The 17,599-nt window shown below is 64.7% G+C and carries 20 protein-coding genes and 1 pseudogene; 17 read left to right on the top strand and 4 right to left on the bottom strand.

Features of this window, described 5'->3' with window-relative positions; all coding sequences use genetic code 11:
• Positions 1–391: 391 nt before the first annotated feature.
• The 3 genes from ACVJ5M_RS03080 to ACVJ5M_RS03070 all read left to right on the top strand — a co-directional run bounded on the left by ACVJ5M_RS03080 (position 392) and on the right by ACVJ5M_RS03070 (position 4,669).
• Positions 392–883, top strand: coding sequence for a (2Fe-2S)-binding protein (locus tag ACVJ5M_RS03080; protein WP_014491023.1), 492 nt, complete (start codon positions 392–394; stop codon positions 881–883).
• Positions 880–3,162: a xanthine dehydrogenase family protein molybdopterin-binding subunit gene (locus ACVJ5M_RS03075; RefSeq protein ID WP_063980093.1), complete on the top strand. Its 2,283-nt coding sequence runs from the start codon at positions 880–882 to the stop codon at positions 3,160–3,162. Before ACVJ5M_RS03080 ends, ACVJ5M_RS03075 begins: the two co-directional genes overlap by 4 nt.
• A gap of 412 nt (positions 3,163–3,574) precedes the next feature.
• Complete coding sequence (locus tag ACVJ5M_RS03070) at positions 3,575–4,669, top strand: HD-GYP domain-containing protein (RefSeq protein ID WP_063980092.1); 1,095 nt, start codon at positions 3,575–3,577, stop codon at positions 4,667–4,669.
• 103 nt (positions 4,670–4,772) lie between these two features.
• Here the strand turns inward: ACVJ5M_RS03070 and ACVJ5M_RS03065 are convergent, their stop codons facing one another.
• Positions 4,773–6,353, bottom strand: a complete 1,581-nt coding sequence (locus tag ACVJ5M_RS03065) for an AMP-binding protein (RefSeq protein ID WP_354099471.1) — start codon at positions 6,351–6,353, stop codon at positions 4,773–4,775.
• Between the two features lie 185 nt (positions 6,354–6,538).
• A complete protein-coding gene (locus ACVJ5M_RS03060) occupies positions 6,539–6,949 on the bottom strand; it encodes a VOC family protein (protein ID WP_063980090.1) in 411 nt (136 codons plus the stop codon).
• 127 nt (positions 6,950–7,076) lie between these two features.
• On the opposite strand from ACVJ5M_RS03060, the gene ACVJ5M_RS03055 reads away from it, so the two are divergent.
• The 6 genes and pseudogenes from ACVJ5M_RS03055 (at position 7,077) to ACVJ5M_RS03030 (ending at position 10,581) form a co-directional block, all read left to right on the top strand.
• Positions 7,077–8,051, top strand: a complete 975-nt coding sequence (locus tag ACVJ5M_RS03055; protein ID WP_063980089.1) for a Bug family tripartite tricarboxylate transporter substrate binding protein — start codon at positions 7,077–7,079, stop codon at positions 8,049–8,051.
• A gap of 149 nt (positions 8,052–8,200) precedes the next feature.
• Positions 8,201–8,479, top strand: coding sequence for a DUF3551 domain-containing protein (locus ACVJ5M_RS03050; RefSeq protein WP_063980088.1), 279 nt, complete (start codon positions 8,201–8,203; stop codon positions 8,477–8,479).
• Between the two features lie 85 nt (positions 8,480–8,564).
• Positions 8,565–8,858, top strand: a complete 294-nt coding sequence (locus ACVJ5M_RS03045; protein WP_321576601.1) for a DUF3551 domain-containing protein — start codon at positions 8,565–8,567, stop codon at positions 8,856–8,858.
• A 100-nt stretch (positions 8,859–8,958) separates the two neighbouring features.
• Positions 8,959–9,435 (top strand): ArsR/SmtB family transcription factor, encoded by a 477-nt coding sequence (locus tag ACVJ5M_RS03040; protein ID WP_063980086.1) that lies wholly within the window; start codon positions 8,959–8,961, stop codon positions 9,433–9,435.
• A gap of 11 nt (positions 9,436–9,446) precedes the next feature.
• Positions 9,447–9,779: pseudogene (locus ACVJ5M_RS03035) on the top strand (SRPBCC family protein); the annotation flags it as partial.
• A 16-nt stretch (positions 9,780–9,795) separates the two neighbouring features.
• Positions 9,796–10,581, top strand: a complete 786-nt coding sequence (locus ACVJ5M_RS03030; protein ID WP_456679256.1) for a DUF899 domain-containing protein — start codon at positions 9,796–9,798, stop codon at positions 10,579–10,581.
• A 103-nt stretch (positions 10,582–10,684) separates the two neighbouring features.
• Here the strand turns inward: ACVJ5M_RS03030 and ACVJ5M_RS03025 are convergent, their stop codons facing one another.
• The gene (locus ACVJ5M_RS03025) at positions 10,685–11,929 is read right to left on the bottom strand and encodes a S1C family serine protease (RefSeq protein WP_063980083.1); all 1,245 of its coding nucleotides are present in this window, start codon (positions 11,927–11,929) and stop codon (positions 10,685–10,687) included.
• 204 nt (positions 11,930–12,133) lie between these two features.
• On the opposite strand from ACVJ5M_RS03025, the gene ACVJ5M_RS03020 reads away from it, so the two are divergent.
• From ACVJ5M_RS03020 to ACVJ5M_RS03000, 5 genes are all read left to right on the top strand, one after another.
• Entirely contained in the window at positions 12,134–12,751 is a 618-nt protein-coding gene (locus ACVJ5M_RS03020; protein WP_028155350.1) for a hypothetical protein, read from the top strand.
• Positions 12,738–13,112 (top strand): winged helix-turn-helix domain-containing protein, encoded by a 375-nt coding sequence (locus ACVJ5M_RS03015; protein WP_063985952.1) that lies wholly within the window; start codon positions 12,738–12,740, stop codon positions 13,110–13,112. Before ACVJ5M_RS03020 ends, ACVJ5M_RS03015 begins: the two co-directional genes overlap by 14 nt.
• 27 nt (positions 13,113–13,139) lie before the next feature.
• Positions 13,140–13,880: a di-trans,poly-cis-decaprenylcistransferase gene (locus ACVJ5M_RS03010; RefSeq protein WP_063980082.1), complete on the top strand. Its 741-nt coding sequence runs from the start codon at positions 13,140–13,142 to the stop codon at positions 13,878–13,880.
• Between the two features lie 121 nt (positions 13,881–14,001).
• On the top strand, positions 14,002–14,538 hold the full coding sequence (locus tag ACVJ5M_RS03005; RefSeq protein WP_063980081.1) for a GNAT family N-acetyltransferase: 537 nt from the start codon (positions 14,002–14,004) through the stop codon (positions 14,536–14,538).
• Between the two features lie 76 nt (positions 14,539–14,614).
• Complete coding sequence (locus tag ACVJ5M_RS03000) at positions 14,615–15,103, top strand: Crp/Fnr family transcriptional regulator (protein WP_063980080.1); 489 nt, start codon at positions 14,615–14,617, stop codon at positions 15,101–15,103.
• On the opposite strand, the gene ACVJ5M_RS02995 is transcribed toward ACVJ5M_RS03000, so the two are convergent.
• Positions 15,042–15,869: a metallophosphoesterase family protein gene (locus ACVJ5M_RS02995; RefSeq protein ID WP_063980079.1), complete on the bottom strand. Its 828-nt coding sequence runs from the start codon at positions 15,867–15,869 to the stop codon at positions 15,042–15,044. The genes ACVJ5M_RS03000 and ACVJ5M_RS02995 overlap by 62 nt on opposite strands.
• Before the next feature lie 213 nt (positions 15,870–16,082).
• Between ACVJ5M_RS02995 and ACVJ5M_RS02990 the strand changes: the two genes are divergently transcribed.
• From ACVJ5M_RS02990 to ACVJ5M_RS02980, 3 genes are all read left to right on the top strand, one after another.
• Positions 16,083–16,772 (top strand): DNA-3-methyladenine glycosylase I, encoded by a 690-nt coding sequence (locus ACVJ5M_RS02990; RefSeq protein WP_063980078.1) that lies wholly within the window; start codon positions 16,083–16,085, stop codon positions 16,770–16,772.
• Between the two features lie 25 nt (positions 16,773–16,797).
• Positions 16,798–17,091, top strand: coding sequence for a DUF1330 domain-containing protein (locus tag ACVJ5M_RS02985; protein WP_028151136.1), 294 nt, complete (start codon positions 16,798–16,800; stop codon positions 17,089–17,091).
• Positions 17,092–17,296: 205 nt separating this feature from the next.
• The gene (locus ACVJ5M_RS02980; RefSeq protein ID WP_063980077.1) at positions 17,297–17,590 is read left to right on the top strand and encodes a hypothetical protein; all 294 of its coding nucleotides are present in this window, start codon (positions 17,297–17,299) and stop codon (positions 17,588–17,590) included.
• Positions 17,591–17,599: the final 9 nt, after the last annotated feature.

The raw sequence follows: 17,599 nt of genomic DNA, 5'->3' as shown, positions 1-17,599 counted from the left end.
GGGGTATCTCTCCGCACCGAAACTGCCCATCGAGTTCGCGGACAGATACCCCTCATCCGGCGCTTCGCGCCACCTTCTCCCACAAGGGGAGAAGGTGCATCCGCGTCGGCGGTTACATTCTAGCCGGTCAAGTTACCTGGAAGAAACTGCCTGAACGCGATGGCACGCATGCCTGATGCATTCTCTGTTGCGTCCAGTCGCTGCATCGGGTGCCGTTGTCGCAACGCACAACACTGAGCTGCCGCGATAGTTTCGATCGATTCCAAATTGCATTTGCCTCTGGCTGCGAACCCGATCATTCTTACGATCAAGGTGGGCGCCAGCCCGGTGGGCGTCCACTGTTCAAGTTGCCGCCGTAAGCGGCTTCATGCACCGGCAGGGGAAGACGCCTATGCCAACTCTCACCATCAACGGGCGGAGTCTGTCCGTGGATGCGGCGAACGACACGCCGCTCCTCTGGGCGATCCGCGAGCAATTGCAGATGACCGGCACCAAGTTCGGCTGCGGTGCCGGGCTGTGCGGTGCCTGTACCGTGCACGTCAACGGCGAAGCCGTGCGCTCGTGCCAGACTATGGTCGGCGATGTCGCCGGCAAGAAGATCACCACCATCGAAGGCCTTTCCGCCAAGGGTGATCATCCGCTGCAGAAGGCGTGGATCGCCGAGCAGGTGCCGCAATGCGGCTACTGCCAGTCCGGGCAGATCATGCAGGCGGCCTCGCTGCTGGCCAAGAATGCCAATCCGACCAAGGAGGAGGTCGTGGCGCATATGGACGGCAATCTCTGCCGTTGCATGACCTATTCGCGGATCCAGAAGGCGATCATGCGCGCCGCTACCGAGATGCGCACCGCATCCGTCTCCGGCAACGAACGGAGGCCCACATGAATAAGCACGTGAACACCATCACGCCCGAGACATCAGATCTCAGCCGCCGCTCCTTCCTGGTCGGCACGGCCGCGACCGGCCTCGTGCTCGGCTACGCCGGCGTGCCCGGCATCGGTGGGGCGCTCGCTGCGCCTTCGAACTTCGAGCCGAGCGTCTGGTATGCGATCGCGCCCGATGGCCTGGTCACCGTGACCTGCGGCAAGGCCGACATGGGCCAGCACATCGCCTCCACCATGGCGCAGATCGTCTGCGAGGAATTGGGCGCGAAGTGGAGCGACATGCGCGTCGCGCTTGCCTCCAACGATCCGAAGTTCAACGACCCCGTGCTCGGGGCACAGATCACCGGCGGCAGCTGGTCGACCATGATGAACTTCGACGCGATGAGCCGTGCCGGCGCAGCCGGACGGACGGCATTGACCGAAGGCGCGGCCGCCGCGATGGGCGTGCCGGCGTCAGAGCTCGTGGTGCGCGATTCCGTGATCTCGCATCCGAAGTCGAAGAAGCAGGTGTCATTCGCCGATGTCGTGAAGAGCGGCAAGGCGACCAAGACCTTCACGCCGGACGAGCTGAAGGCGATCAAGCTGAAGACGCCGGACCAGTACACCATGATCGGCGTGTCGGTGCCGCAGCTCGACATTCCCTCCAAGACCAACGGCACGGCCAAGTACGGCATCGACGTGATGCTGCCGGGCATGGCCTATGGCGCGGTGGTGACGCCGCCGGTGCGCTTCGGCGCCACGGTGAAGTCGGTCGACGACTCGGCTGCCAAGAAAGTGCCGGGCTTCATCAAGGCCGTCACCCTCGACGACAAGACCGGCACGACAACCGGCTGGGTCGTCGCGGTCGCCAGCACCTACGCCAACGCCAAGAAGGCCGCTGCGGCGCTGAAGATCGCCTATGACGGCGGTCCGAACGCGAAGGTCTCGAGCGAGTCGCTGCTCGACGAGGCCAAGCGGCTTCAGAAGTTAGAGGATTCCGGCCAGTTCTTCGTCAAGGACGGCGATCCCAACGCGGCGTTCGGCTCGGCCGCAAAGGTGCTGGAGGCGGAGTACACCACCAGCATCAACATCCACGCGCCGATGGAGCCGATGAACGCCACGGCGGAGTTCAAGGGCGACATCCTGCACATCTATTCCGGCAATCAGTTCGCGACGCGCTCCGGCGCGATTGCGGCAGGCGCCGCCGGGATCGATCCGAAGTTCGTGGTGATGCACCAGATGTGGCTCGGCGGCGGTTTTGGCCGCAGGCTCGATGCCGACATGATGGTGCCGGCGGTGCAGGCGGCGAAGGCCATCGGCAAGCCGGTGAAGGTGATCTATACGCGCGAGAACGACATGACGATGGATTTCTCGCGTCCGCTCACCTACCAGAAGGTCAAGGCCGGCGTGGACGGCGATGGCAAGCTCGTCGCGCTCAGCCACGACGTCGTCTCGGCCTGGCCGACCGCGCGCTGGGGCATCCCTGACTTCCTGACGCCCTCGGTCGACAAGAAGGGCCCGCTCGATTCCTTCACGGTGAACGGGGCCGACTTCTTCTACACCGTGCCCAACCATTATGTGCGCGCGATCAAGAACGAGCTCGCGCACAATGCGACGCCGTCCGGGCAGCTTCGCTCGGTGGCGCCCGGCTGGACGTTCTGGGCGGTCGAAAGCATGATCGACGAGATCGCGGCTGCGACCGGCAAGGACCCGGCGCAATTCCGCATCGCGCTGCTCGACGGCAAGGGCAAGAACGACGGCGGCGCGCAGCGGCTGCGCAACACGTTGCTCGCCGCGATGGGGCTGTCCGGCTACGGTACCAAGCAATTGCCGAAAGGCGAGGGCATGGGCGTGGCCTGCGTCTCCTCGCAGGAGCGCGCGACCGCGAGCTGGACGGCGTGCGTCGCCCATGTCGCGGTGGCGCCGTCGGGCGAGGTGACCGTGAAGAAGCTCACGGTCGCAACCGACGTCGGCACGCAGGTGCATCCCGACAACATCCGTGCCCAGGTCGAGGGCGCGGCGCTGTGGGGTCTGTCGCTGGCGATGTACGAGAAGGCGACGCTCAAGGACGGTGGCATCGAGCAGACCAATTTCGACAGCTACACGCCCTTGCGCATGAGCCAGATGCCCGAGGTCGCCGTCGCCGTGATCGCCAACGGCGAAAAGGCCACCGGCGTCGGCGAGCCCGCGGTGACGGTCATCGCTCCGGCAATCGGCAACGCCATCTTCAACGCCTCAGGCGCCCGCATCCGGGCCCTGCCGATCACGGCCGAGGCCGTCAAGGGGGCGATGAAGGCGTAAGGCGAGGCGTAATTGCCAAGTAAGCTGATCCGCCGGAGGGCAACTTCCGGCGGATTTGTTTTGGTAGGCGTCTCCACAATCTCGCTGTCATGCCGCGCGAAAGCGGGGCATCCAGTACGCCGCGGCCTCTCAGCTCCGGCCGCGCCGCCTCGGCGTACTGGGTCGCCCGGTCAAGCCGGGCGACGACAGCGGAGAGTGGGCGAGAGCGCCCCAAATTCCCCTTTCCCATCAAGGCCCGTTCTACTGTGCATGGGGTTGTTTTCGCCGTTTTCGACTGGAACCGCGCCGGGACCCAAAATCCCTAAAATTGCGCGCAATTCCGCAGGGTTCCGTTGAGCACGCCTCTTAAGGGCCGGAGAACCTGATCCGGCTTAGGCTGACGTCAAATCCAGTCCCGTGCTCTGGGGAAGCCATGAACGCGCCAGCCAAATCCGCCGCAAAACGCCGGCTCTTGCTCGCTTCCGACCGGAGCGACGAGAGCACCGAGCTTGCCAGCATCCTGAAGGCCGTGGGCGACGTTTCGACGGTGACGACGCAGGACATTCCCGAGCAGCCGTCGCGCGATCTGTCCGGTCTCGTGGTCGACATCAATCTGCGCTCGCCCGAGAGCGTGCAGCGGGTGCGCAACAAGCTGCGCGGCGATGCCTATCGCACGATGCCGCGGCTGTTCGTGCTCGCCGATGCCCTGCATCACGGCACCATGCAGGCCTGGGCACTGGGCGCCACCGACACGATCTCGCGGCCGCTTCAGCCCGATGCAATTCTTCAGCGCATCCGCGCCGCGTTCCCCGACACCGCCACCTATGACGCGACCGATCGCGGCAAGACGCTCAACCGCGGCGTCGAGGCGGCGCATGCGGTGCTGGCGAAGATGTTCGAGAAGCTGCCGCTCGGCGTGCCCCTGACCTTCGACGACGTCATCGCCGCCGAGAGCAAGATCCTGAAGGCGATCAAGCATTCATCGCTGCGCGAATGGCTCACCACCGTCGGCTGCCATCATGTCGGCAGCTATCGCCACTGCCTGTTCGTCACCGGCTTCGCCGTCGCCTTCGCGCAGCATCTCGGCATGCGCGAGGACGACCAGCGTCGCCTGACCCGCGCCGCGCTGTTGCACGACGTCGGCAAGGCCTTCGTTCCCTCCGTGCTGCTCGACAAGCCGGGCAAGCTCACCGACGAGGAGATGGCCGAGGTCCGCCAGCATCCGCGCCGCGGCTATGACGCGCTCGCGGAGCAAGGCGGCTTCCCGCCGGAGATGCTCGACGTCGTGCTGCATCACCACGAATTCCTCGACGGCTCTGGCTATCCGAACGGCCTGTCGTCGAACCAGATCAGCGACATCGTGCGGGTCACGACGATCGTCGATATCTACGCGGCGCTGGTGGAGAAGCGCGCCTACCGCATGCCCTTCACCCACTCGCGCGCCTTCACGATGATGGAAGGCATGGGCGGCAAGCTGGATCAGCAACTGCTGCAGGCGTTCCGGCCGGTGGCGCTGGGATCGTTTTGATTCCGGTCTCGTAGGGTGGGTTAGCGCAGCGTAACCCACCACTTCTGTCTCCGCGGATACCAAAGAGGTGGGTTACGCCTTCGGCTAACCCACCCTACAAAACTCACCCCACCATCTTCCGCAACTCCGCCTTCGCCACCTTCTCCAGCGTCGAGCGCGGCATGTCGTCGACGAGCCTGATCTCGCGCGGCACCTTGAAATCCGCGAGTCCCGCGCCGCAGGCCGCCATCACGCGATCATGCAGATCGGGCGCCGCGCCCGCGACGCCGCCGTGCGGGATGATGAAGACAACAGGCACCTCGTCCAGCATCGGGTGCTTCTTCGCCACCACCGCGGCTTCGCGCACGCCTGCTACCACCGCGATCACCTGCTCGATCTCGGAGGCCGCGACGTTCTCGCCGCCAACCTTCAGCATGTCCTTGGCGCGGTCGCCGAACCTGATGAAGCCGTTCTCCAGCCGCTCGACGCGGTCGCCGGTGAGGAAGAAGCCGTGCTCGTCGAAGCTTTCGCGCGTCGCCTTTTCATTGTGCAGATATTCGGCGAACAGCGACAGCCCGACGATGCCCTTGATCGAGAGATTTCCGGTGTCGCCGACCTCGGTCGGCCGTCCGTCATCGTCGGTGATGCGGATCTGATATTCGGGCGCGGCGCGCCCGATCGTCATCGGGATGTTGGGCTGGTCGACCTCGCCGACGATGCCGTGGGTGATGGTCGCGGTCATGCCCCACCAGCCGATCATCTTGACGCCAAACGCAGCAAACGCCGGCGGCTCGTTGATGGCGGTGCCCCACAGGCGGAATTTGTGGTCTTTCGGGATCTCCTGCTCGAGCAGGGCCTTCATGCAGAACGGAATCGTCGAGGTCCAGGTCGAGCCATGCTCGCGCGCGACGCCCCAGAAGCGGCTTGCGGAAAAGCGCGGCTGGATCACGCAGGTGGCGCCGACCCACAGCGTTGCCAGCATCGAATAGGCCAGCGCATTGGTGTGGAACAGCGGCAGATAGGTCTGGTGCACGTCGTTCGCATGAAGGTCCTCATGCGCGGCGTTGATCTTGGCGCCCCACAGCGCGTTGGCGTGGGTCCACAGCACCGCCTTCGGGCGCGATGTCGTGCCCGACGTGTACTGCACGCTGCACGGCGCGAGCGGGTCGGTCGCGCGCCTGGGACGGTCGGCGCTGTCGGCGAACAGTGAATCGAAACTGTCGCCGCGCGAGACCGCTTGCGCGGGCGCCGCACCCGCATCGTGCGAGGTCACCGCCAGCCAGCGGATGTTGCGGCAGTTCTGCGCGACGATCTCGGCATAGGCCGGCTGCGTGATCGCAGCGACCGCGCCGCAATGATCGGCGAAATATTCCATCTCCGCCGGAGCCGAGCGGGTGTTGGTGGTCACCGCGATGGCGCCGAGTTCGACGCAGGCGAACCAGGCCAGCAGCGCCTCGATGCAATTGTCCAGATGAATGAGCACATATTCGCCCGGCTTGACGCCGCGCTTCACCAGCCCCGCCGCGAGCGCGCCGACGCGCTCGTGAAACTCGCCGTAGCTCCAGCGCCGCGCCGGCGCGTCGAACGGCGCCCAGATCAGGAACGCATGATCGCGGCGCACCGCGGCGCGCATCTTCAGCAGACAGGGTACGTCGAGCCCGTCGAACGGTCCTACGAGTCTGGATTCGGTGTATTGAGGTGGCATGGCTCCTCCCGTGCAGCCTGCATCTTGATGGCGGCTGCCTTTCGATTATTGCGTCTTCCTGCCATTGGATGACGCAGGGAGCAAATCGGGGGGCGCGAAAGATGGGCGCGGCGTACTCCGTGGTGCGCGCACGCTCTCTCCTCCGTCATGGCCGGGCTTGACCCGGCCATCCACGCCTTGGCGCGCTAGTCCTCGTACGACGAAATCTCAATCAGGCTGCCATCCGGATCCCTGCAATAGACCGAGCGCAGCGTGCCGCGGGCACCCTGCTTGGGAACCGGGCCTTCCTCGATCGCGACGCCATGTGCCTTCAAATGCGCCACGACTTCGTCGGGCGATGCAGACGTGAGGAAGCACAGATCCTCGCTGCCGGCGGTCTGATGGTCCGCGGTGAACCACTCCACCTTGTCGGCATCGCGCGGCCGGACGTTGATCTTTTGGTTACCGAATTGCAACGAAGTCCGCGGCGCTTTGCCGCCACCGGGGTCGAACACCTTGACTTCCATGCCGAGAATCTTGCGGTACCACTCGGAGGTCACTGCCACGTCGGCGACGTTGATTACGAGATGATCGAGGGCTTCGACCTTGACCGGCATGCCTTAATCCTTTCGTCGTGATGCGCCCGGCGCACTTTCCGCCTGCAGCAAGCTTTGTTAGAACCGCGTCGACGCCACTTTGAAGCCATCTGGCTTTCAAGAACAACACGTTGGGAGAATCCTTGAGATGATCACTCGCCGTACCGCGCTGGGCCTGCTCGCCGCCAGTCCGCTTGCAGCAACCCCGCTGTCGAAGGCCTTTGCCGCCGACTATCCGGCCCGGCCCGTGAAATGGGTGGTCGGCTATCCGCCGGGCGGAGCCACCGACATCCTGGCGCGGCTCATCGGTCAGCGGCTGTCGGAACGGCTCGGCCAGCAATTCGTGATCGAGAACAAGCCCGGCGCCGGCAACAATATCGGCACCGAATCGGTCGTCAATGCCGAGCCCGACGGCTACACGCTGCAACTGGTCAATCCGGCCAACTTCATCAACGCTTCGCTCTACACCAACCTCAAATTCAACTTCGTGCGCGACATCGCGCCGGTGGCCTCGTTCCAGCGGGTGCCGAACGTGATGACCGTCAACAAGGACGTTCCGGCCAAGAACGTCGCCGAGTTCATCGAATATGTGAAGGCCAATCCCGGCAAGGTGAACATGGCTTCGTCCGGCAACGGCACCTCGGTGCATCTGTCCGGCGAGATGTTCATGGCGCTGACCGGCTGCAAGATGCAGCACGTGCCCTATCGCGGCGCGGCGCCGGCGATCACCGACATGCTCGGCGGCCAGGTGCAGGTGATCTTCGACAACATGCCCTCGATCATCCAGCACATCCGCTCCGGCTCGCTTCGCGCGATCGGCGTCACCACCACGGAGCGCTCGCCGCAGCTGCCCGACGTACAGGCTATCGCCGAGACCGTGAAGGACTACGAGGCCAGCGCGCTGTTCGGCATGGGCGCGCCGAAGAACACACCCAAGGAGATCATCGCCAAGCTCAACAATGAGATCAATACGCTCATGAAGGAGCCCGACATGACCAAGCGACTGGTCGAACTCGGCGGCGAGCCGCGGGTGCAGACGCCGGAGGCGTTCGGCGAGGAGATCAAGGCCGAGACCGAGAAGTGGAAGAAGGTCGTCGAGTTCGCCGGCCTGAAGGTCGAGTAGCGATCTTGTGATCCCTGAGATTGGAGCCCTGCCGCCTGGCAGGGCTTTTTTCTTGCGTACTTCGTTCCGTTGATCTGGAATAAAACGGCGCGGCGAAACCTGATGATACATGGCGCGTATCTCGCCCTGTGAAGAGAGGAGTCTGGATCATGCGCAAGACGCAATTGGCGCTGCTGACGCTGGGCGCGACGGTCTTTGCCGGCTTCGTCACCGTCACGCCCGCGGCGGCCCGCGACTACCCCTGGTGCGCCCAGGGCGGCGAGTATGACTATCCCGGCGAATGTGCCTACAGCACCTATGAGCAATGCCAGGCCAGCGTCTCCGGCCGCTTGCTGTACTGCGGGCCCAATCCAATGGTGGCCTATGGCCAGGCGCCGCAGCCGCAACCTCGGCCGCACCGTCGCGCGCGGCCCGTTGCACCGTACTAGCCGCGCGCGCATTGCGCAGCCGCGTATTTTGCGCGATCGCTCCGGAATAAACCGGCTCCGCGAGCCTTTCACTCTGTGAGGTCGGATGTCGCGCGGCGAACATGGGAGGTCGGTCATGGGCAAGGCGCAATTTGTGCTGGGCACCATAGTCCTTGTGTGGCTCGCTGGCGGGAGCCCGGCGCGCGCGGACTATGATTACGCGTGGTGCATTCAGAACTCGGAATACGGCTATCCCGGCGACTGCTCCTATCAGACCCGCGAGCAGTGTCAGATGAGCGCGTCGGGCCGCAAGGGCTATTGCGCGCAAAATCCTGCCCAGGTGGCCGTACGGCCTCCGCTTCAGCCGTCACTACGCGGTCGGTACGTTCGTCCGTACTAGTCGCGCCTCACACTGAGCACTGCCTGATCACGCAGTCGTGCAGATCCGGACGCGCGGGTTCCTGCTTGACGCCTTCTCGTTCACGTCTATACTAAACCAAATGGTTAAGTATAGAGACGAGACGCTCGACCGGACCTTTGCGGCGCTGTCCGATCCGACGCGGCGTGCCCTTCTCGCGCGGCTCGGCGAGCGGGACGGCCTGTCGGTGAGCGAGCTGGCCGCGCCGTTTCCGGTCTCGCTGCCGGCGATCATGAAGCATCTCGACGTGCTCACGGATGCGGGCCTGATCGTGCGGGAGAAGACCGGACGCACGGTGTCCTGCCGGCTCACCGCGCAGCCGATGGAGCAGGCGATGAACTGGCTCAATCGCTACGCGCAGTTCTGGTCCGAGAAGTTCGACCGCCTCGCCACCTTCGTGGAGGACAAGACATGGCCAACGCAGCCGTCAACGCCGATCCCCGCACAGCCGAACGTCCAAGCGAGCGTCCAAACGAACGTCCAAGCCTCACGCTCACGCGCCGGCTCCGCGCACGGCCGGAGAAAGTCTACGCCGCCTGGACGCAAGCCGCGCAGCTAGTCCAGTGGTTCGGGCCGCCGAACATGAAGCCGGCGACGCTGGACGCCGAGCTCGATGTCCGTACCGGTGGCCGTTACCGCATCAGCTTCACTGGTGACGACGGCGAATATTTCGAGGCCGGCGGCATCTATCGCGAGGTCGTGCCGAACGAGCGGCTGGTGTTCACCTGGGCCTGGCATTCGACGCCGGAGCGCGAATCGCTGGTGACGATCACGCTGAAGCCCGATAGCGCCGGCACGCTGATGATCTTCCATCACGCCCAGTTCTTCGACGAAACCGCACGCGACAATCACCAGCGCGGCTGGAGTTCGTTCCTCGACAAGCTCGACGCCTTCGTCGCCTGACACCATGGAGGATACCGTGCAGCAACATCAGATCGTCTCGCGCGAGCAATGGATCGCGGCCCGCAAGGCCCACCTGGCACATGAGAAGGAGCTCAGCCAGGCCCGTGAGCGCCTCGCCGAGCAGCGCCGCGCGCTGCCCTGGGTGAAGGTCGACAAGAACTATGTGTTCGACGGACCGAACGGCAAGGTGACGCTCGGCGATCTCTTCGGGGGGCGCCCGCAGCTCGTGGTGCAGCATGTGATGTTTGCACCCGACTGGGAGGCCGCATGCAAGAGCTGCTCGTTCTGGGCCGACGGTCTCGATCGCATGGTGCCGCACCTCGCCGCGCGCGACACCTCCACGGTTGCGATCTCGCTGGCACCTAGCGCCAAGCTAGAGGCCTTCAAGAAGCGGATGGGCTGGACCTTCGACTGGGTCTCGTCAGGAAGCAACGACTTCAACTACGACTACGAGGTCTCGTTCACGCGCGAGCAGATCGACAAGGGCGTGCCCAAATATAATTTCGGCACCACGCCGTTCTACGGTCCGGAGCTGCCCGGTATCAGCGTGTTCTACCGCAACGAGGCCGGCGAGATCTTCCATACCTATTCATGCTTCGCGCGCGGTCTCGACATGATGAACGCGGCCTATCAGTATCTCGACCTCACCCCGCTCGGTCGTCACGAGGGCGGCCTGCCCTATCCGATGGACTGGGTCCGCCTGCGCGCGACCAGTACGAGCCGCAGGCGAAGGGAGCGTGCTGCCACGGGTGAGGGGGCGGGTGCGCTGTGCCCACACCAACGGTGTCATCGCCCGGCTTGACCGGGCGATCCAGTACTCCGAGACGGTCGTGTCGAATCTAGAAGCCGCGGCGTACTGGATGCCCCGCCTTCGCGGGGCATGACAGCGGAGGCTGAAGCGCAGTCTACCGCTTCGCGTCGGCCTGCTCCGTGCCGTTGCACGAGATCAGCATCGTGTACGGCCGCGCGTTGCCGGCGATGTCGGTGGTCTTGAGCTCGCCCTTCGGTTCGGCGGTCTGGTAGGGCACCACGGAATTGTCGAGGAAGTCGCGCAGCATGCCGGTCTTGATGGCGAAGTTGATGTTCTCCGGAATGTTGCCGGTCGCAGCGACGATGCGCAGTGCGGGGATCTTTGCGGTGACCACGCCCACGATCTGACCGGTGGTGTCGAACAGCGGGCCGCCGCTATTGCCGGGCTGCACCGGCGCGCTGATTTGCAGGAAACGCGTGTCGTTGCGCATGCCGCTGAGCGAGCTCGCGATACCGGTCGTCACGGTGAAGTCCGACGTGAGCAAGCCATGGAAGGGAAAGCCGATTACGATGACGGAATCGCCGGAGCGGATCGAGCGATCGCGGATCCGCGCAAAGTCCTTGAATGTCGTCATCGACGGCGCCTGCAACAAAGCGAGATCGTTGTTGACGTCGCTCGACACGACGCGCAGCACCATCGCGGCCTCACCGGTGAGGTTGCCCTTGATGTCGCCGACACAGCCGTCGATCACATGGTTGTTGGTGACGACGTGGCCGTTCGCGCTGACCACGAAGCCGGTGCCGGTCTTGGCTCTGGCAACTTTGCCGCCGGCCGGCGGCGCCTGCTTGTCCGGCGCAGGCTGCGGCTTGGCGGCGATCTTGGTGAAGTCGCCGGCCTTGTCGAGCCCGTCGGCTTTTACCTTGGTCACGCAATTGGCCAATGCAGCGATCACCGGCCCGGTCGAGGTCAGATCGAAATTCAGAACGGCGCGGCCGGCCGTCGCCACCATCAGGCTCGCCTTCTGAAACGTACGCACAACATTGACCGGCATGATGGCCGTGAGCATGTTGGGCTGGTACGCCGTGGCGAACAGCCTGGCTTGCTCCTGCCCGTCAAAGGTCACGTCGATCGCGGCGTTCTCGCCCTTGTTGAAGCGGTAGCTGGGACTCGCAAAGGCGAGCGACCATGTGCCGGCGGCATTTTGGCTCACGACGAGGATGACGCCGTTCGCATAAGGCGTCGTCGCGGCGCAATGCGAGAAGGCGCCCGTCTCGTCATTGCTGAAGGCGCCGCCGATCCAGTTGCCGACATTGACGCTGCCGAATGGTCCTTTCGCATGCGCGATGCCGGCGACGCTCGCCTGCAACAGAGACGCGACGACAAATGACTTAAGCCACATACTTCCTTCCCCCCGGAATGCTTTTGAAGCCATCTTATCCGGCCGAGGTCGTGCGGCGCAACCGACAGTTGTTTGTGCGGATCGAACCATCCGGCTGCGACTTCCGGGCTTGCCTTTACTTTGCGGTGCTATATACTTTGCGATACAAAGTGACGGGACGGGCGGTCCCGGTTAATTGGGCGGAGCGGGGTTTTGGCGTTGCCAATGCGCGATCTCGACAAGGCACTGGCCGACATCGTGGCGATCCGCAACCAGATTGCGGCGGGCACGGCGTTCCGCGGCTACGGCCCGGCGACGATCGCTGCGACGGGCGCCGTCGCGCTTCTCACCGCAATCCTCCAATTCTGGCTGCTCGGCGATCCCACCAGCGAGCCGGTCGGCTTCTTCTTCGGCTGGTTCATGGCCGCGGTGCTCTCCGTCCTGATGATCGGCATCGAGATGCGCGCACGCTCGCGCCGTCATCATTCCGGCCTGGCCGATGCCATGATCCATCAGGCGGTCGAGCAGTTCCTGCCCGCGGGCGTCGCCGGCGTGCTGCTCGCGGTGGTGATGTGGAAGTTCGCGAGCGAGACGCTGTGGCTGTTGCCCGGCCTGTGGCAGATTCTGGTGTCGCTCGGCATTTTCGCTTCCGTCCGCTCGCTGCCGCGCACCGTCGCGCTCGCCGGCGCCTGGTATTTTATTTCCGGCTTCGCGGTCGTGGTGCTCGCGAGCCGGACTCACACGCTATCGCCGTGGACCATGGGGCTGCCCTTCGTGATCGGGCAGTCGGTGATGGCGGGCATTCTGTATTTCGCGTCCGGAGACCATGATGTCGAAGACTGACAGCGCACCCTTCTCCTATGAAGGGCTCGACCGCGTCATCCATGAGAAGGCGAGGCTCGGGCTTCTGACCTCGCTGATGGCGCATCCGAAGGGTCTGGCGTTCGCCGACCTCAAGCAGCTCTGCGGCCTCACCGACGGCAATCTCAGCCGGCATCTCGCCGTGCTCCAGGAGGCCGGCCTCGTCGAGGTGACCAAAGGCTATGAGGGCAACCGCCCGCACACGACCTGCCGCCTGACCAAGGCGGGCCGCCGCCGCTTCCTCGACTATCTCGCCGTGCTCGAGCGGCTGGTGCGCGACGCCGCCAAGGCCGCCGGCCGCGACGCGCCGCCGCTCGGCCGTCTCGGTATCATCTCGACCTGATCCCCCTTTTTGACCGGAGACTTTGCAATGCAAAGCGACATGACCTCTCGCAACGAGAAGCTTCACGTCGGCATCATCATGGACGGCAACGGCCGGTGGGCGACGCGCCGCGGCCTGTCGCGCCTGCGCGGCCACGAGGCCGGCGTGGAGGCGATCCGCCGCATCGTCGAGGCCGCACCCAAGCAGGGCATCGGGACGCTGACACTTTACGCCTTCTCCACCGACAATTGGCGACGGCCGAAAACCGAAGTCGCCGCGCTGATGACGCTGCTGCGCTTCTATCTCGCCAACGAGGTGCAGAGCCTCGCCAGGAACGGCGTGCGCCTCACCGTGATCGGCCGCCGCGACCGTCTGCCCGACGGCATCGCCAATGCGATCGCGCGCGCGGAAGACGCCACCGCGCACGGCAGCGCGCTTCACTTGCGCATTGCGGTCGACTATTCCGCGCGCGACGCGATCCTCAACGCCGCAGCGAAGGCGGCGGCATTGACGAGCCTCACCCGCGAAGCCTTCTCGCAGCTCGTTACCGGCGAAGCCGGCCTTCGCGACGTCGATCTCATCATCCGCACCTCCGGCGAGAAGCGGCTGTCGGACTTCCTGCTCTGGGAAGGCGCCTATGCCGAGCTGCACTTCACCGAGCGGATGTGGCCCGAATTCGACGCGGGCGATCTCTCCGCGGCTCTGGCGTCCTTCCACGGCCGCGAGCGCCGCTTCGGCGGCCTCCAGGCGATCATGCCCGACGAGGTGCCGTCACTCTCCCGTGTGTGATGCACGGCACGGGACAACGAGCTGTTCGTTTTCAGCCGCATGATTGGCAGTGGTGTCCAAGCCGCGGAAGCGCGGCCTCGGTTAGGTGTGCGAGCCACGCAACCTGCCGAGAGCATCACGCATGTCACTGTTGTTTCCGGGAGCCGTCGTCGAGCCGGTCGAACTGGCCGAAGCGAAGGGCATGGTCTGCATCAGGACCGCCAGCGTATCCGATGTCGAGAACCTGTCGGTTTATTTCACCGGCCTGTCCACGACGTCGCGCAACAAGCGCTTCATGGGCGCGCGTACCGACTTCGCCCTGGTCGCTGCCGAATGCGTGGCGAAGACGGGCCGTCCCGGTCATTTCACCCTGCTCGCCGAAGTCAGGCAGGACGGGCAGCACGCCATCATCGGCGAAGCGAACTACGCCTATGATGCGGCTGCACGGCATGGCGAGTTTGCCATCTCGGTCGCCGATGCGTTCCAGCGCCTGGGCCTCGGCTTGCAGATGATGACGGCGATGGAGACGCGGGCGACCGATCTTGGCCACGAGATGATCGCCGCGGAGACGGCGCGGACAAATACCGAGATGCGTGGTCTGGCGAAGAAGGCGGGCTTCCGGGATACCGGTCTCGGAGACTGGCAGTCGGTTCACCTCGCAAAGCGCCTGTCGCGGTAGCCGTCCGCGCGTTGCCGCCTGGCACGGATCGTGCTCTAGTATCGCCTGGATTTCCCTAGCGATGGGAGCTTCGGCGATGCGCGCAGTTCTGGATCATTGCACCGGCGGAACGGAGCGGCAGGTCATGGCCGGCACGTCGGTCGTTACCGAGGGCGGCACCAGCAGCGGCCATCTTTACGTGCTCGTCGAGGGCAGGCTCGAGGTGCTCAAGAGCGACACGGTGGTCGCGACCATCACCGAGCCCGGCGCCGTGTTCGGCGAGATGTCCGTGCTGCTCGGGCTGCCGCACACCGCGACGGTGCGGGCCAGCTCGGATTCCGTCATCTATGAGTTCGAGGACGCGGCGTCATTCCTCATCCAGCGGCCCGAGGTCGCGCTGCTGCTCGCGCGCACGCTGGCGCAGCGGCTCAACGTCGCCAACACTTATCTCGCCGATCTCAAGCGGCAATATGCTGGCCACGGCACGCATCTCGCCATGGTCGGCGAGGTGCTCCAGAGCATGATCAACCTGCCGCCGCTCGAGGTGTCGCCAGGCTCGGATCGGCAATCCGATCCAAGGATGTGAGCCAGTCCGGCGGCTCCTCGATGGTGTTTGCGGGCCGCTTCAGCGGTGCGCCGAGGTCGATCCACTGCGCTTCGCCCGCTGCCAGCCAGAACGCCTTGTCCGCAGCGAGATCCAGCACGATATGCGTCGGCGGCCGTCCCGGTTGCAGGCCGGCGTTGAACACCCAGGTCTGGCCGAGCCGGTCGAACCACGAGCCGTCGGCGACGAAGGGCGACTGGTGCACATGGCCCGAGATCACCATCGACGGCTGATACTGCATGATCCATTGCACCAGATCGACGTCGCCGAAGAAACGCTTGCCGCCCCAGCTGGTCGGTGAATTCGCCGGCGGCGCATGATGCGCCCAGATCCAGTGCTGCGGGCGGCTTTCGGCGGCGTCGCGCAGCTGTTCGACGATGCGCTGCTTGACCAGCGGGCCGTCCCACCACGGGCACACCGTGAACAGCGTGTCGCCGATGGTGAGGTTGCCGCCGTCGCAAGTGATCCCGAGCTCCCGCACCTCGGAGATCCAGCGCGAGATCTTTTCGCCCTCCGCATTGCGCTCGTCGAGGTCGTGATTGCCGGAGCAGAGGATCACGCGGGTCTGCGCCGCGAGCAACGCGAGGTATTTCTTCACCACCACGATCTGCGCGCGAAAATCCACCACCGAGCCGATGTCGAGCGCATCGCCGGCGAAGATCACGAGGTCGAACTGCGGTGCCGCGCTGACCAGCCAGTCGAGCTGCGGCAGCGAGTAGTGCAAATCGGCCACGACCAGGCAGCGCATTGAAAATCCGTGGGCGGGTTTGAAAAGGTCTGGGAATTCCAAAACGTTAATTACAAAGCAAGAAGCAGACCAGAATGGCTGCCTCTCTTCGTCAAGCCAATGGCCGGCAGCATGCTGCGGCGCATTGGCGTGCGCAAGTGACCGGGCGCCGCAGGGCTGGACCGTGTCATCGAATTCTGATGTCGTGGCGCATCCTCAAACGCCCGTATCCGCATGACCTCCTTCAAGACCATTCGTGCCCGCGCCGAGAAACGCAAGGGCGGCCCCAAGGCGCTGGACAAGCTGATGCCCGAAAAGCCCGACCTGAAGGGGCTCGCCAAGCTCGGCGACGATCGCATCCTCGCCGAGATGACCAGGCGGGTGTTTTGCGCGGGCTTTGCCTGGAGCGTGATCGATTCGAAATGGGACGGCTTTGAAGCGGCGTTTTTGCATTTCCAGCCGGCCAAGCTCACCTTCCAGCCGGAGGACTATTGGGAGGGCCTCGTGCGCGACGCGCGCATCGTGCGCAACGGCGCCAAGATCATGTCGGTGCGCGACAACGCCAGCTTCGTCCAGGAGATCGCAAAAGAGCACGGCAGCTTCGGCAAGTTTCTGGCGAAATGGCCGCCATCCAACGAGGTCGGCCTGCTCGATCTCCTGACGAAGCGCGGCAGCCGGCTCGGCGGCAACACCGGGCAGATGCTGCTGCGCTTCGTCGGCTGGGATGGTTTTGTCACCTCCAGGGATGTCGTCGCCTGCCTGCGCGATGCCGGCCTCGACATCGCCGAAGAGGTCAAATCAAAGGGCGATCTCGCAAAAGTGCAGGCACAGTTCAACGCCTGGGCCGAGGAGACCGGTCTGCCATACACATATCTGTCACGCATCTGCGCGCTCTCGGTTGGCGAGAACCGAGGCGAGCACTAAGTCACGAGAAACCAGGAGAATAAAAATGGCAAAAGCCTATTGGGTTGCCACCTACCGCGCGATCAAGAGCCCCGACGCCATGGCGGCCTACGCCAAGCTGTCGCGTCCGGCCATCGAGGCCGCCGGTGGACGCGTGCTCGCGCGCGGGATGCCGGTTGCGGCCTACGAGCACGGCCTGATGGAACGCGTCGTTCTCATCGAGTTCGATAGCGTCGAGCGCGCCAGGGCGGCGTATGAAAGTCCCGCCTACAAGGCCGCTCACGACCTGCTCGGAGACGGCGCCGACCGCGACATCCGGATCGTCGAAGCCGCCGAATAGCGGCATCGACAGGCGGATCGTGTGCTTCGTGTGGCGGTCCCGTGCCGTGAGCGCGGCAGATGAAACTCGCGATCACGAAATGCATTTTTCCGGAACATTCGTGCGCAACACCCGTTCGGGAATTTGAGCCAGGCGACACAGGCGCAGGGAACGCCCGTTTTGGCTCAACTCACTGAAACCCGGCACGACAGAAACGGAGCAGCGCATGAAGCTCACATCCGAACAGGTGAAGCAGACCGTCAACCAACTCGGCGCCCAGGTGCTGCCCGACGAACATCCCGCCATGCCGCAGCTCAACAGCATGTTCGGCGAACACACCTTCTTCGTCGACGAAACGGGCCTGAAGGTGCTCGAGCCGACGCCGTCGGTCGGCGCTGAGCGCCAGACCGGCGAAGTCGTCAGCCTCGCCAACTGGAGCGATGCCGACCTCACGCGCCTGATGGCCCATGAGCCGGAGCCGACGGGTGTGATCGTCGTGTTCGAGCATGTGAGGCATTGATTGGCCCGA

This window comes from Bradyrhizobium sp. S3.7.6, from assembly GCF_054061875.1.
The sequence above is the reverse complement of the archived record's forward strand: the minus strand, read 5'-3'. Positions and strand labels throughout refer to the sequence as shown.